General features: G+C 56.3%; 15 protein-coding genes. 9 read left to right on the plus strand and 6 right to left on the minus strand.

The features are described 5' to 3' along the window. The first annotated feature begins 301 nt into the window (after positions 1–301). From ACR0L3_RS17590 to lpxK, 4 genes are read left to right on the plus strand one after another with little or no spacing between them, the layout of a single operon-like run. Positions 302–1,648: a TldD/PmbA family protein gene (locus ACR0L3_RS17590; RefSeq protein WP_480747060.1), complete on the plus strand. Its 1,347-nt coding sequence runs from the start codon at positions 302–304 to the stop codon at positions 1,646–1,648. Beyond that, positions 1,635–2,435 carry an inositol monophosphatase family protein gene (locus tag ACR0L3_RS17595; protein ID WP_480747061.1) on the plus strand — a complete coding sequence of 267 codons (801 nt, stop codon included), beginning with the start codon at positions 1,635–1,637 and terminating at the stop codon, positions 2,433–2,435. Before ACR0L3_RS17590 ends, ACR0L3_RS17595 begins: the two co-directional genes overlap by 14 nt. Further along, complete coding sequence (locus tag ACR0L3_RS17600; RefSeq protein WP_480747062.1) at positions 2,432–3,655, plus strand: 3-deoxy-D-manno-octulosonic acid transferase; 1,224 nt, start codon at positions 2,432–2,434, stop codon at positions 3,653–3,655. The genes ACR0L3_RS17595 and ACR0L3_RS17600 overlap by 4 nt, the downstream gene beginning before the upstream one ends. Next, positions 3,655–4,653: a tetraacyldisaccharide 4'-kinase gene (lpxK, locus tag ACR0L3_RS17605; RefSeq protein ID WP_480747063.1), complete on the plus strand. Its 999-nt coding sequence runs from the start codon at positions 3,655–3,657 to the stop codon at positions 4,651–4,653. The genes ACR0L3_RS17600 and lpxK overlap by 1 nt, the downstream gene beginning before the upstream one ends. A 36-nt stretch (positions 4,654–4,689) precedes the next feature. Here lpxK and ACR0L3_RS17610 read toward each other — a convergent pair whose 3' ends face one another. Both ACR0L3_RS17610 and ACR0L3_RS17615 read right to left on the minus strand, forming a co-directional pair. After that, entirely contained in the window at positions 4,690–5,352 is a 663-nt protein-coding gene (locus tag ACR0L3_RS17610; RefSeq protein WP_480747065.1) for a DsbA family protein, read from the minus strand. A gap of 14 nt (positions 5,353–5,366) precedes the next feature. Next, entirely contained in the window at positions 5,367–5,873 is a 507-nt protein-coding gene (locus tag ACR0L3_RS17615) for a DUF721 domain-containing protein (protein ID WP_480747066.1), read from the minus strand. 81 nt (positions 5,874–5,954) lie between these two features. Between ACR0L3_RS17615 and mutY the strand changes: the two genes are divergently transcribed. Continuing rightward, on the plus strand, positions 5,955–7,010 hold the full coding sequence (gene mutY / locus ACR0L3_RS17620) for an A/G-specific adenine glycosylase (RefSeq protein WP_480747067.1): 1,056 nt from the start codon (positions 5,955–5,957) through the stop codon (positions 7,008–7,010). Positions 7,011–7,068: 58 nt separating this feature from the next. Next, positions 7,069–8,205: an alkane 1-monooxygenase gene (locus ACR0L3_RS17625; protein WP_480747068.1), complete on the plus strand. Its 1,137-nt coding sequence runs from the start codon at positions 7,069–7,071 to the stop codon at positions 8,203–8,205. A 48-nt stretch (positions 8,206–8,253) separates the two neighbouring features. On the opposite strand, the gene ACR0L3_RS17630 is transcribed toward ACR0L3_RS17625, so the two are convergent. The 4 genes from ACR0L3_RS17630 to ACR0L3_RS17645 all read right to left on the minus strand — a co-directional run bounded on the left by ACR0L3_RS17630 (position 8,254) and on the right by ACR0L3_RS17645 (position 12,235). Further along, the gene (locus ACR0L3_RS17630; RefSeq protein WP_480747069.1) at positions 8,254–9,666 is read right to left on the minus strand and encodes an adenylate/guanylate cyclase domain-containing protein; all 1,413 of its coding nucleotides are present in this window, start codon (positions 9,664–9,666) and stop codon (positions 8,254–8,256) included. Between the two features lie 144 nt (positions 9,667–9,810). Continuing rightward, complete coding sequence (locus ACR0L3_RS17635) at positions 9,811–10,911, minus strand: DNA methyltransferase (protein WP_480747070.1); 1,101 nt, start codon at positions 10,909–10,911, stop codon at positions 9,811–9,813. 107 nt (positions 10,912–11,018) lie between these two features. Further along, positions 11,019–11,636, minus strand: a complete 618-nt coding sequence (locus ACR0L3_RS17640; protein ID WP_480747071.1) for a ribonuclease HII — start codon at positions 11,634–11,636, stop codon at positions 11,019–11,021. A 113-nt stretch (positions 11,637–11,749) separates the two neighbouring features. Next, positions 11,750–12,235 carry a hypothetical protein gene (locus tag ACR0L3_RS17645; protein ID WP_480747072.1) on the minus strand — a complete coding sequence of 162 codons (486 nt, stop codon included), beginning with the start codon at positions 12,233–12,235 and terminating at the stop codon, positions 11,750–11,752. 177 nt (positions 12,236–12,412) lie between these two features. Between ACR0L3_RS17645 and ACR0L3_RS17650 the strand changes: the two genes are divergently transcribed. From ACR0L3_RS17650 to ACR0L3_RS17660, 3 genes are all read left to right on the plus strand, one after another. Further along, positions 12,413–12,700: a hypothetical protein gene (locus ACR0L3_RS17650; protein WP_480747073.1), complete on the plus strand. Its 288-nt coding sequence runs from the start codon at positions 12,413–12,415 to the stop codon at positions 12,698–12,700. Continuing rightward, positions 12,672–13,373, plus strand: a complete 702-nt coding sequence (locus ACR0L3_RS17655) for a winged helix-turn-helix domain-containing protein (RefSeq protein WP_480430266.1) — start codon at positions 12,672–12,674, stop codon at positions 13,371–13,373. Before ACR0L3_RS17650 ends, ACR0L3_RS17655 begins: the two co-directional genes overlap by 29 nt. A gap of 106 nt (positions 13,374–13,479) precedes the next feature. Then, positions 13,480–15,051: a DUF427 domain-containing protein gene (locus ACR0L3_RS17660; RefSeq protein WP_480747074.1), complete on the plus strand. Its 1,572-nt coding sequence runs from the start codon at positions 13,480–13,482 to the stop codon at positions 15,049–15,051. Positions 15,052–15,074: the final 23 nt, after the last annotated feature.

Raw genomic sequence — 15,074 nt, forward strand, 5'->3', positions numbered from 1 at the left:
TTAGCAGCTAGGGCGGTACGCAAAGCGGCATTTTGGGCCCTGAGCGATTAAGAACCGAACTACAACAAGCCCGACGATAGTGCTTCAATTGCGAATGCAAGGCGCGGTCTGTTTTGATCTCAAACGTGCAGATTTCCAAAGGACTTCACCCAATCGAAGTTCAAACTGAAATGTAAATCCTTTCCCGATCCAGTCTGCGTTTGGCCAATTTTAGAGGGTCTGGCATGGATTCTGTCCGCCCTGAGGTCTTGCGGGACAGGCGGTCCAAGGCTAGGTCCAAAGCAATGAAACCGGAGGCCGCATGACCCGTACACCTGAAGATATCAGCCAATCCCTGCTGGACGCAGCACGCATAGCCGGGGCCGATGCGGCGGATGCCATTGTGATAGACGGCTCTTCGGTTTCTGTTGAAGTACGCAGTGCGGCATTGGAACATGCTGAGCGATCCGAGGGTACTGATCTTGGCCTTAGAGTTTTCATAGGCAAACGACAAGCCATCGTATCCAGTTCGGACAGTCGACCGGAAACCCTGACTGCGATGGCCGAACGTGCCGTTGCCATGGCCCGCGAAGCGCCCGAAGATCCGTTCACCGGTCTGGCCGATGCGGATCAATTGGCCAAGAGCTGGAATCTGGATGCACTGGAACTGTTCGATTCGTCGCCGGAACCTGCCGCAGAAGATCTGTTGCGCGACGCGTTAGCTGCCGAAGCCGCAGCGCTGGCCGTTGAAGGGGTCTCGCAAGTGTCGGACGCAGCCGCGGCTTATGGCACTCACCGAGTGCACCTGGCAGCAACCAACGGCTTTACCGGCGGTTATGCCCGCAGCAGTCGCTCGACCTCTTGTGTTGCCATCTCGGGCGAAGGCACGGGTATGGAGCGTGATTATGACGGCGACAGCCGCACTTTCCAAAGCGATCTGCGTAACCCGGAAGACATCGGCCGTACTGCTGGCGAACGCGCTGTCGCTTTGCGTGGTGCGCAAAAGCCCGCGACAGGCACCTTTCCGGTACTATTTGACGAACGCATCTCATCCTCGCTGATCGGTCACCTGCTTGGAGCAAGCAATGGTGCAGCGATTGCGAGAGGGGCGTCTTGGTTAAAGGATTGTCTCGGTGAGCAGGTCCTACCGGAACACCTGTCTCTGATCGAAGATCCACACCGCCCACGCATCGCGGGATCTCGTCCCTTCGATGCCGAGGGGTTGGCGACGCAGCGCCGAGCCATTATCGATAACGGCGTTCTGACCGGATGGACACTGGACCTGTCCAGTGCGCGCAAACTGGACATGACTTCGACGGGCAATGCCGCCCGCGGTGTTTCAGGTCCACCATCGCCAAGCAATTGGAACCTGAGCTTGACACAGGGCACACACAGTCGCCAAGATTTGCTGCGCGACATGGGCACCGGGCTGTTGGTGACATCCATGATCGGGTCAACCATCAATCCAAACACGGGCGACTATTCGCGCGGCGCTTCGGGTTTCTGGGTTGAAAACGGCGAAATAACCCACCCGGTCAACGAATGCACCATAGCAGGCAACCTGCGCGATATGCTGAAGCGGATCGTCCCGGCCAATGATGCACGGCCCTACCTGTCGCGGGTGGTCCCGTCGGTGCTGATCGAAGGAATGACACTTGCCGGCAGCTGACCTGCACCTTCTGATTGACGCCGCACTTGAGGCTGGAAAGATCGCAACCCGTTACTCGGGCGGAACTGCGCAACGTTGGGATAAACCTGATGGCGCGGGGCCAGTTACCGAAGCCGACCTGGCCGTCAACGAGATGCTGGAACAACGCCTGCCAGCCCTCCGTCCTGGCTATGGCTGGCTGAGTGAAGAGACTGAAGATACTGGTGATCGCCTGGAAAAAGAGCAGGTGTTCATTATTGACCCGATCGACGGCACTCGGAGCTTTGCCGAGGGGTCACGCACGTGGGCACATTCGCTGGCCGTCGCCGAGCGGGGCGAGATCACAGCGGCGGTGATTTACCTGCCACTTCGCGATCTGCTGTATGCTGCTGCCAAAGGACAAGGTGCAACACTGAACGGAGAACCAATCCAAGTATCCGGAATCTCGGAATTGCAATCGGCGGAAGTGTTGGCTGCCAAACCCAATCTGGACCCACGCCATTGGCAGAGTGGTCTGGCACCCGATTTCAAACGGGTTTATCGCCCCTCACTGGCCTATCGCATGGCTCTTGTTGGTCAAGGGCGTTTTGACGGGATGCTGACGCTGCGCCCCAGTTGGGAGTGGGATATCGCAGCCGGAGACCTGATCATTCGCGAGGCAGGCGGCATCTGCTCAAACCGGTTGGGCCAGCCCTTGCGCTTCAACAACGTGCATCCACGCCTTAACGGTGTGATTGCAGCAGGCGCACCTGTTTACCAGGCCTTGCACGCGCAACTCGATCCGAACAGCGCCGGTATTAGCCCATGAGCAAACCGCGTTCCCTTAGCTTGGCCGCTTATCGGGTTTTATCCTGGGGCGTGTCCAGCTCGGCCAATCAATCTGATCTTCCACGTCTCGAGGGTGAGTTGATATGGGTGCACATCAGTTCACAAAACCGCCAGCGTGCAGTTGTCGATTTCTGCCGCAGACTGCAGCAGGCCAGACCCACGTTGAATGTACTGTTGACGGCACCTCCGGAAACCGATCTGCGGCGCTGGGATCAGGTAGACTATCCTCTTATCAATCTACCCCAGGACCAAAGCGGCACGGCGCGTGTATTTCTGGATTACTGGCATCCTGATGTTGGCCTGTGGGTTGGTGGTGGGCTGATGCCCAACTTGATCACTCGCGCTGAGGAACGCGGTATCCCCTTGATTCTGATCGAAGCCCAAATCGACATTAAGGTTGCACGCGGAGCCAAGTGGCTGCCGGATATCACACGCTTTACGCTTGACTGTTTTCAGTCGGTTCTCGCCACAACAACCGTAACAGCCAGGACAATCCGGCGCTTTGGCATCTCCTCGGAAAAGGTCAAAGAAGCCCCACCCTTGCAGGTTAGCGCGAATCCAAAGCCCTGGCCCGAAGATGAACTGATTGAAACAAATCACGCTCTTGCCGGTCGTCCTGTATGGCTGGCAGCGTATGTTCTAGACAAAGAATTCATCTCAGTTCTGACCGCACACCGTCAGGCTATGCGGATGATGCCGCGGCTTACGCTTGTGCTACACGTTGCGGACATGGCTGAGGCGGAACCGTTGCGCAGGCGACTAGAGGCCATGGATTTGCGGTGCACCAACTGGGATGACGTTGGGCAAATCGAAGATACAACGCAGGTCGTCTTAACATCTGAACCGGAAGACCTTGGATTATGGCTTAGGGTGTCACCTGCGACCTTCATGGGCAGCTCTTTAGAGCGTGGCTCAGGCGGGGAAGACCCGCTTGCTGCCGTCGCTTTAGGCTCTGCATTGATTCATGGTCCGTTTGTACATCGGCACCAGCAAATATACGATCAGTTGGACTTGGCTGGGGCTGCGCGCACTGTACGAACGGCGACTGAACTGGGTGACACTGTGGTCGAGCTGCTTTCGCCTGACCGAGCCGCTGATATGGCGCTGGCCGGGTGGCAAATCGTATCCGATGGCGCACCGCAGGCAGACCGGCTGATTGACATGGTACAAGACTGTCTGGACCAACGGAGTGCAGATTGATGCGAGCACCTGAGTTCTGGAACACGGCACCTGACCAGTTGGATTTACGCGCGCGCTTGCTGGCACCGCTGGGTCGAGTATACGCGGCTGCAACAGCGCGACGTGTCGCATCCGACACAGGTATCAAGCCGGGTGTCCCGGTCATCTGCATCGGAAACCTGAACGCCGGTGGAACAGGTAAGACCCCGACCGTTACCTGGGTGATCGAACGGCTACGTGACGCCTATCACAAAACGCACGTTGTCACGCGCGGCCACGGAGGTTCCTTAGACGGGCCAGTGCGGGTTGATCCCAGCAAACATTCTGCCGCGCAAGTTGGGGACGAACCGCTTTTGTTGGCCGCCTTTGCAGAAGTTTGGGTTGCCAAGGATCGCGCCGCAGGTGCACGTGCTGCGGCCGAAGCCGGAGCGACAGCGATTGTCTTGGATGACGGGTTTCAAAACCCCTCGGTCGACAAGGATTTCTCTGTTGTTGTTGTCGATGCAGCCCACGGTTTTGGCAACGGTCTGTGCCTGCCAGCCGGGCCACTGCGAGAACCCGTGGACGTTGGATTGAAACGCGCCGATCTGGTACTGTCCTTAGGCGATGACGCGGCACAAAACGAATTTCGTGACCGCTGGGGGCACGCCCTGAGCGTGCCTCACGCCACCGGCGCAGTCGAGCCTCTTCAGACCGGCATGGACTGGAACGAAACACCTGTTCTAGCCTTTGCAGGCATCGGCCACCCCGAGAAATTCTTTAACACTCTTCGCCAGCAAGGGGCGACGTTGCTACGGGCCGAAGCGTTGGACGATCACCAACCTCTGACCCCGGCCCTGATGACCAGACTGGAAAACGACGCCCGCCTGCTGGGCGCGCAGATGGTCACCACGGAAAAAGACGCCGTGCGCCTTCCTGCCGCGTTCCGCAGCAAGGTCATCACTCTGCCTGTACGTCTAAAAGTGGATGAGGCCGACAAGGTCCGGCAGATGTTGCTGCAGATTGCCCCCTCGCCCTAAATGGCGACCGGCCCAAAAGCCGGTCGCAGAAGGCAATTAGCTGCCCAGTTCGTCTTCGATCAGCTTCTTGAAATCGGCATAAGACTGGTTGTCGACTTTCTTGCCGTTCACAAGGAAAGATGGGGTCGCCTGAATGCCGTCACGCTCAGCGTTTTCTTGATACCAGGCAACCAGCGTCTGAGCGCGCGTGCCGTCCTGCAGGCAAGCCTCAAGTTGGTCATTGTCGATCCCGGCCAGTCGTCCGATCTTGCGCAGTTCGTCCACGATCTCGGCCGGACCACCGGCTTTTGTCCATTCGGACTGACCTTCATAGATCAGGTCGGAAATGCCAAAGAACTTTTCGGGGCCACCGCAGCGTGCAACCATTGAAGCCCACAGACCATAGCGGTCAAAGTACACTTCACGGTAGATGAACTTGACCTTGTCGGTATCGATGAAGTCTTTCTTAAGCTCTTTAAACGCGCCGTTGTGGAAATTCGCACAATGCGGGCAGGTATAAGAAGCATATTCGATGATCTCGACCGGCGCGTCTTCGGCGCCCAGCGTCATCTCGACAATGGTCGAGGTATCCAGATCTGCTTCTTGCGCCTCGGCGCTGCCGACCAGCGGATAGGTGGGAGCGGAATTCGACTGCGACAGCCAGTAGCCGCCTGCGACGATAGCGACCGCCGCACAAATTCCGGTTGCAATACGGCTCATTTCTCAGCCCTTTCTCAGCGTTTTTGTTTGGATAAAACGTTACGACCCAGACGTTCAAGGGCCGCGCGCAGATCACCGTCGTGAACGTCGCGTGCGGTCCGGTCAGCCTCGGCTGCGATTTCTTGGTCTATCTTGGGTTTTGTCACTTTCGGTTTGTGGCCGAAACTGACCTGCCCCTCGGCAAAACCGGTCGGTGCGGTCTGGGTAATGCGCACCCGGCTGATGGCATTATAGCCATACACCGCGTTCACTTTTTCCCGCATGTGTTCCTTTTGCATTTCCAGCATCGGAGCTTGCGGCCCTGTGGTCAAAACGGTCAACGTCGCGCCCATCCCACCCTTGCCATACCCCACATTCACCGGCTGCGCGATGGCAGCAAGGTCTTGACCCACAATCTCGGCCCAATGAGTAAGCAGTCGCGAAACGGCAAAGCCCCGGCTTTCGCCGGCGCGCCTGATCTGGCCGTTCAGCAATGTCGCGGTGCGTTTGAACCCGCGGGTCGAAGAACGTCTGCGCTGCATCTGGTTTCCAACTCCTGCGCCGCTATTGTAAAGGGCATAACACCGGGCGCCAGCGAAACCCGACATGGAGATAGATAAAACTTGCGTGACAGCGTTCAACAAGCCCTGAGTGGTACATTACTCGACTGGTATGACCGTCACGCCCGCGAGATGCCCTGGCGCGTTGGTCCTTCGGACCGGGCGGCTGGCGTCACGCCCGACCCTTATCGCGTCTGGCTGTCCGAAGTGATGCTGCAACAGACCACGGTTGCCGCAGTACGCGACTATTTCACTCGGTTTACGCTGCGCTGGCCGACGATTCAGGCGCTGGCCGCTGCGCCTGACGAACAGGTCATGGGCGAATGGGCCGGACTAGGCTATTACGCCCGCGCCCGAAACCTGCTGAAATGTGCTCGCGCGGTGGCAGAAGATCACCGAGGAGACTTTCCCGATACCTATGACGCTTTGTTGAAGTTGCCCGGCATCGGCCCCTATACCGCGGCCGCCATTGCAGCCATCGCTTTCGACAGACCAGAGACGGTGCTGGATGGAAACGTAGAAAGGGTCATGGCACGACTTCATGATATTCACGAACCTCTGCCCGGCTCGAAACCTCTGCTCAAAGAAAAAGCAGCAGCGTTGACGCCCAAAAAACGGCCTGGCGACTATGCACAGGCTGTGATGGATTTGGGTGCCACTATATGCACCCCGAAATCTCCTGCCTGCGGCATTTGCCCCTTGCGCGATCCCTGTCAGGCCCGTGCAGCCAGAACACAGTCCGAGCTACCGCGCAAAACACCCAAAAAACCCAAACCCACGCGGTACGGTCATATCTATATTGCTCAGCGCGAGGACGAAGCGCTGCTGCTAGAGCGCCGCCCGGATAAAGGGCTGCTGGGTGGAATGTTGGGCTGGCCAGGGTCTGACTGGTCGGAAGCACCGGCTGAAACTCCACCATTTGAAGCGGATTGGCAGGAATTGGCGGGCGAGGTGCGCCACACTTTTACCCATTTCCATCTGATCCTGCGGATTTGGTCCGCGCGCACCCCAGACGACCCACCCCCCGAAGGGCTAATCGCAATTGAAAAACACGTCTTTCGCCCAAGCGATCTGCCAACCGTGATGCGCAAGGCGCACGACCTCTGGCGCAATCGTTGACCCGTTGTGCCACCCGCTGGACTAACGATAGTGTGTACGCAGTATCCGGAGCCACCTCATGACCGCATCTGCAACTCTGTCCAATTGGCAATCGGCATTGCCCTTCTGGATCTCGTTCCTGCTTATCCCATTGATTTGGTTCACCGCTTTTGCCGGTGGCTGGTGGGTGCTTTTAGTGCCGCTCTCGACTTGGTGGGCTTTTGCGGTCCTAGACCGGCTAACCGGGTTGGACTTGAAAAATGCTGATCCAGACACACCCGACCCTGCACTACGCTGGCATATCTTGCTGACGAAAGCTTGGGTCCCGGTGCAATTCCTAACCCTCTACGGTCTGATCTGGTTCGCTACGCATACCGACCAGCTATCGACGCTGGCCAAGGTCGGACTCTTCTTCGGCATGGGCGTGATCTCGGGCACGATCGGGATCAACTACAGCCACGAGTTGATGCATCAGAAAGGGCGATTGGAACGCTGGCTAGGCGATATACTTCTGGCAATGGTGCTTTATTCGCATTTCCGCTCAGAACATCTGCTGGTCCATCACCGCTATGTCGGCACCCCCCGAGACCCGGTCACAGCGCGTTATAACGAGGGGTTCCACCGCTTTTACCCACGAGTGTTGAAGCAATGCCTCGTCTCTTCGTTCCAGGCCGAGCGTGACAAACTAGCCCGTAAAGACCGCCCATGGACCGACTTGGCCAACCCCTTTTGGCGCTACTTGGCTCTGCAAGGTGCAATGTTGGCCTTGGCTTTTCTAATCGGAGGGCTGTCGGGTCTGGCCCTGTTTTTGATCCAAGCGGGCGTTGCCATCTGGCAGCTGGAATTGGTCAATTATGTCGAGCACTACGGCCTGACCCGAAAACACCTGGGCGAAGGTAAATACGAGCATGTCCAGCCACGTCATTCGTGGAATGCATCGCAAAAGGCTTCGAACTGGTTACTGATCAATCTGCAGCGACATTCGGATCATCACTACAAGCCGAACCGCCGTTTTCCTCTGCTGCAGCACCACTCTGAAGACGAGGCTCCACAACTGCCATACGGCTACCCGGTAATGACAATTGCGGCTATGATCCCACCGCTTTGGCGCCGGGTCATGAACCCGCGTGTCCGCGCCTGGCGTCGCCAATACTACCCCGAAGTCACAGACTGGCAGCCCTACAATAATTCGCTGAATCCCCAACCACGTACTTGACCGCTGCGCGCGCTAGCGTGCAGCCTGACCCAACGATCCGCTTTGCATCTACGATGTATGGTGGATCGGCGGGAGCTTTCTCAGAACCCACACATCCATCGGCGCCTCTACTCCGCGAACCGCGCAGTTTTCGAATTTCTCAAACCTCTCCATCAACGCGGGCGTTTGGTGGCTCTCCATTTCCAATCGGCTACGAACCGCATCGCTTAGGATCGTTTTTGCCTTAAATTCGCGGGTCAGTGCTTCCAATTTGGCTGCCACGTTCACTGCATCGCCAATCACCGCGAACTCCAACCGATTGGCCCCGATATCGCCCAGAACGACCGAACCATAGTGCACCCCAATCCCGACTTGAATTTCGGGCTCTGCGGACCGGCGGCGTTCAGCATTCCAACGATCCATCACTGCAACCATATCGCGGGCGCAGGCAACAGCATTACTGGCATCCTGCGGCGTAGGAACCGGAGTTCCAAACGTAGCCATCAACCCATCGCCCAAGTATTTGTCCAGCGTTCCGTGGTGACGAAATACCTCAGCTTCCATTCGGGCATGGAAGCCCCGCAAAACCTCGATCACTTCGTATGGGTCCCGCCCGGCGGCAAATTTCGTGAACCCGACGATATCAATGAACAGAACGGCGATATCTTCTTTGCGCACTTGTTTAAGTGGCTCGTCATTATGGCTCAGTTGCTCCACCACGTTCGGTGAAAAATACCGCGACAGGTTCGCCCTCTCTCGCTCCAATCCCGCATTGGTCATCAGCAACCGATTAAGCCGCCGCATCGACACACCCAAAGTCACCGCCACCATCATGAAAACGACCACCTGCTGAATGCGTAACTCGTACCGGAAACTGTTGGGATCCAGAATCTCGGCCAAATCCGGATACGCCGCCAAAGCCTCGGTTACACGCTCGCTGAGACCGGGCATAGGAGTCGCAACCCACCATGCGATGATCCAACCAGCGGTCCATATTCCCGCTGTCCATGACCCTATTGCAATCACCGTCCGCCAAGAATAGGCCAGCGTGCCGGCCGCCAGAATGATGAAAAAATACTGAAAGTTTTCGAACCGGTACTGCATGGCCAAAGGTCGAACATCGTCGCTAAACGGGTTGGGCACAACCATCGCCAAAGTCAAAATCAGCAAATCCACGAAAATCAACAGCAATTCCTTTCGGGACTGTCCCACTCGACCTGCTCGCTGGATCAACCAACCGTTTGCGCAAATCAACAGCAACACGAAGTGATACCAAAGCACCTCCCACTGCGGATTGAGAAAAACCAGCAGAACTCCGGTCAGCGCCATCGTGATCCAGCGGGCGCGGACGGCAAGTTCCAAACCTTCACGCTTGTGCCGCTCCAGCGCAGCTTCGGTGTATTTGTTCTCAGTGTCGTAAGAGTCCGGTCGGGTCACAATGAACCGGCTGAAAGGGGATTCACTGGCTGCGGTATCCGACATGGCGCATGCTCCTTTACTGTAACGCAGGATACAGAAGGCACAGATTGAAGCCAGTTATTGAGAAAACAAAAGACCCCGCCGAATTCGGCGGGGCAAGGCGTAGTGCCTAGTGTCAGGCCACAGGCACCGGCGGTGTTGGTGAAATCAGTTCATCTCGGCCCGGATCTGCTGGCGCAGAACGTCGATCGGCACTGTCTTGCCGTCACGCTTAAAGCACCAGTACGTCCAACCATTACAGGATGGCGCATTTTCCAAATGTGCGCCTACTTGATGGATTGAACCTTTAACATTGTCGCCGACCAGCGTGCCATCGGCACGGACCTTGGCCTTGTGGCGCTGGTTCATGGAATAGAGTTCCTCACCCGGGCGCAACATGCCACGCTCAACCAGCTGGCCAAAAGGTACACGCGGCTCGGCGCGTTTGCTGGCGCTGACCTCCAAGGCCTCGCGGTCGAACTTGCGGACTTTGGCAATGCGTTTTTCGGCCACTTTGCGATAGCTTTCCTCGCGCTCGATGCCGATGAACTCTCGGCCCAGCATTTTGGCGACCGCACCGGTGGTTCCAGTGCCGAAGAAGGGATCAAGGATCACATCACCAGGATTGGTCGAGCCGATAAGAACTCGATGCAGCAGCGATTCGGGCTTTTGGGTCGGGTGAGCCTTGTCACCGTTTTCGTCCTTCAGGCGCTCATGCCCGGTGCAGATCGGCAGCACCCAATCACTGCGCATCTGTACGCCTTCGTTCAGTGCCTTCAGGGCTTCGTAGTTGAATGTGTACTTCGCCCCTTCGCGTTTAGACGCCCAGATCATGGTCTCATGCGCATTGGTGAAACGTTTGCCGCGGAAATTTGGCATCGGGTTCGACTTGCGCCAGATGACGTCGTTCAGAATCCAGTACCCCGCGTCCTGCAGGGCCGAGCCTACGCGGAAAATATTGTGATAGGACCCAATCACCCAGATCGCGCCATTGGGTTTCAGCAGACGGTGCGCCGCCTTCAACCACTCACGGGTGAACTGGTCATAAGCACCGAAGCTGGAAAACTGATCCCAGTGATCGTCAACCGCGTCTACTTGGCTGTTATCGGGGCGGTGCAGTTGGCCTTTCAACTGCAAATTATATGGCGGATCCGCGAAAATCAGATCGACCGACGCCTCCGGCAGACTGTTCATCACATCGATGCAGTCCCCAGATAAAATCGTGTTTAAAGGGAGCGCTTTTGCGCCCTTTTTGGTCGTTGTTGTCATTTTACTGCCTCAAGTATCCACGGCGCTTTTGCGCTCATTTGGTTGAGACAAGGATGAGTCAAAGTCGATTCGCCGTCAATTTCTTTTTTGAATCAGCAACTTACGATTTACTCTTGATACAAGATATTGTGCACAGGCTTGAACGAACGTCTATGGTGTGGGGTCACACCAAGATTTCGCAGTGCCTCTCTGTGTTGTTTCGATGGATATCCGGCGTTTGTCTCCCAGCCATAGCCCGGATGCTGTTGCGCCAAATCCACCATCAATTGATCGCGCCAGTTTTTGGCTATGATCGAAGCAGCCGCGATCGAGACCGAATGCGCGTCGCCTTTCACCACCGCCTGCGATGGGATCGTCAGTCCGCGTGGAATCATGTTTCCGTCGATCAGCAGGTAGTCTGGCGGCGGATCCAGCGCGGCCACCGCGCGCTCCATCGCCAAATGCGACGCCCTCAAGATATTGTATTCATCAATCTCGGCCACTGAGGCCTGAGAAATAGCGACCTCGGCCCTTTCGCGCAAAGCTTCCTCCAGCGAGGCCCTACGTTTCGCGCTGAGCTTTTTCGAGTCGTTGAGCCCCTCAGGAAAATCCTCGGGGTTCAAAACAACGGCGGCTGCGACAACGGGCCCGGCCAGCGGTCCGCGACCCACCTCATCCACACCGGCGATCCGAAGGTAACCTTGCTTCGCGGCGTCTTTCTCAATTTCATAGTTCGGAGTCGTCATATCCTTTGGCAAATCGCGTTTTGCCGGCCACCGCAAGAAAAAAGAGAGGGCAGCTTGCGCCACCCTCTCCCGCGTGGCGCTTCTGTGGCACCACTCCTGCTCGAAACCTGATACTAGTAACTTACGCGGTATCCTTTCTGGCGCAGACATGCGGGTTCGTATGCCCGCTTAACCTCTTTGCCATTCCAGAACCCAACCTTGCATTGGTGCGGCAGGCTATTGCTGTGTTTGTAGTGCTTGCTCAGGCACTGCGTCCCCAGCAACGGCCGCTTAGAGGAATACCCTTTGAAGGAACGCATGCATCGTTGCGGCAGGTCATAGCGCGCCACGCGTTTCGGTAGCGGACGCACGTGGGGCGGCCTATACTTTGGCTTCTTTTGCACGTGTTTCTTGGGCGCCTTATATATGTGATTGTAGTTATGCGTCACGGTGTTCTTTTTTCTTTCGTCGTCGAAATGCTTTACTGCGGCGCCAATAAGGGCAATTGCTGCCAACCCACCGAGAATTTTCCCTGCATCGGCAGCCCGTGCCTGCGAAACCGAAATGCCTGTAATGGCAACAGCCGACGCGACGATCAGGGCGATAAATTTCTTATGCATGGTGCTTGTCCTTCAATAGTCTTTGTTTGACCCTGATGCGGGTCGTGTGCTCGATAAGCCGACACTGACCGCCCCCACTTCAGACAAGCAATAACGGGCCGATGTTATCTGATATCAGCATCCCGAAACCCCTTATGTTATTGAATATCTCGCCGAGCCATGCGCAGGATGCGGCCTATGAAACACATCCTATCTTCTCTGGCCGTTCTGGCCCTGATATCGCTTGGCACCACCGCATCGGCTGCTGACTGCTATGCCGATTACAAGGCCAAGCAGGACAATCCGCTGCGCCTGCACTATGGCGTCATGCAAGTGTCTTCCTGCGGCAAGGGTAAGGCCAAGAAAGAGGTCGCGCAGCGCCTGAAAGGTTCTGGCTGGACTTTGCTGAACGTCATGTCCGTTTTCGGACCGGAAGGGTTGGATAAAAGGAAGGCTAATGCCGGAAAATTCTATCTCCGTTACTGAGGCCCGCCGATCCGGTGTCAGACTGGTCGGCGCAGGCATCGCGGCGATCGTGGTGATTCTGGTGACGGCGGCGATCTTCCTGTTCTGGACCCTGCCCGATGCCAACGCGTTCAACGCGCGGGTCGAGCGGCTGTTCATCGAAAGCGATCTGACTTCACAAACCGAAATCCGGCTGCTCGAGATTCTGGCCCAATCCGGCACCGCCTTTGCGGACACATTGTCCAGTTACCGGATGGTGATATTCGTGCTGCTGGTTTTCGCCACAGCCATGCTTGTGACGGCTTTGGTGTTTCTAGTAATGCTGGTGACCTTGAACCGGCGCATGGCACAAATCGAACGCACCGGTATCCAGGTAACTTCACTGTTGATCAGCCGCGAAGAAAATACGGTTTACCTGAACAACATGGACTTCAAACTAACCCCTGCCGCCATGGAAACCCTGTCGGTACTAGCCGAGTCTAGGCTAGATGACGAAGTTTTGTCTGGTGTTCAGATTGAGGCGATGATCTCTGGCAAAGATGCTGCGGACTGCGACGAAGCTGCTGGGGCCACCCGTATAAAGCGGCTTCGTGATGCATTAGGCAATCAGATGGTTAGCGAGTTACTGGTCAAGAATATCGCCAAAAAGGGCTACATGCTGTCGATCGAAAAAGACGTCATTCAGATGGTCTGACCCTGCTGCTTTGCACATGGGCTGTGTAATAAATTGACAGTGAAGCCCCTTGGAATGGTCGAATTGAACGCCCATCCTATATAGAGTCGCGTCAGGGAGTCTGATGATGAACGTCTATTCCACACCCAAAACCAAAGGCTATGGAATCTCGGTCGAGCCACTGGACGGCCGGATCGCGATATACCGCGATGACATCCTTCTGGCCGAAAGTTCGAATGCCAAGGTCATGTACGAGACACGGCTGCCCGCCACGATCTACATCCCGCGCGCGGATGTTCGCGTAGACCTCGGCGAAGAAACCGACTTACAGACCTTTTGCCCTTTCAAAGGAACGGCGACCTATCACGACGTTGTCTTAGACGGTCAGCGACTAACCAATTCCGTCTGGGCCTACGAAGAAGCCCTGCCAGAAGGCGCTGCCATTCAAGGGCATGTCAGCTTCATGCCCGATACCTACACAAGGTTGGATCTGGGTGAGAACCGCTTGCGAGACCCTGATGACGGTAATATCAGCGGCCCTTTGATTGATTGGTTGATGCGCGGTGCGTCCCAGAGCGAAACGCCCGAAGCATTCACCAAAGCTCTGGCCGAGAAGATGCTGGAACATGGGATCGCCATTCAACGGCTAAGTATCCTGGCATGGTCACTGCACCCGCTGATTGCGGGCAAGCATTACATCTGGGAAAAGGGCGAGGCGGAAATTTCGACCAATGTACCGACCTACGAAATTCACGATCATCCCGCCTATATCAACAGCCCCCTCCGCCACGTCTCGAACGGGTTAGGCGGCGTGCGACAGCGTTTAAACGATGAAAATCCCCATAATAGCTTTCCGATTATGGAAGACTTGCGCGCCAAGGGCGCGACCGACTACGTCGCGATGCCACTTCCGTTCTCGGATGGCAGGACCAATGTGCTAACATTGACGTGTGACCACCCAGATGGATTTACCACGGAAAACCTTGGGCTAGTGTTTGAATGTTCATCGGTCATCGCCCGGTTTTATGAGGTCTTCATGCAGCGCGAAAACGCGCAGGTTTTGCTGGAAACCTATGTCGGCAAGCGTTCTGGGGCGCGCGTTTTGGGTGGTGAGATCCGACGCGGCGACGGGGATGAGATCGACGCAGCCATCATGTTCTGCGATCTGCGTAATTCCACCAGTTTGGAAGAGCAGCTTGGCCGCACAGCCTATATCAGCCTGTTGAACGACTTTTTCGAAACCGTATCGGGAATTGTGCATGACAACGGTGGCGAAGTCCTGAAGTTTATCGGTGATGCTGTGTTGGCAGTCTTTCCCGAAGGTGAAGACTCAATTGTGGCACGAGGGAACGCCCAACGCTCTGCCGTTGAAATTGTCGAAAAGCTGGGTGAGCTGCGTCTTAACGGCTCTGATACTCAATGCGATTGCTCGATCGGTGTTGCTTACGGACGGGTTACATACGGCAACGTGGGGTCGCGCGAACGGTTGGATTTCACTGTCATTGGACAAGCCGCAAATGTTGCCGCTCGACTAGGGGAATACGGTAAAACCGTGGGACATCGGATTGTCGTCTCAGCCGACATTCAGCCTGCATGCGCAGATGCTGTACCATTGGGCGAAGTCACGTTACACAACGTTTCCCAACCCGTTAGGTCTTATGCGCTCAGAACATCGGCAGACGCCGTTTTGAATGCCTAGATTTCCAACGCCACGGCTCGGCC

Source organism: Ruegeria sp. CK1 (assembly GCF_056536545.1).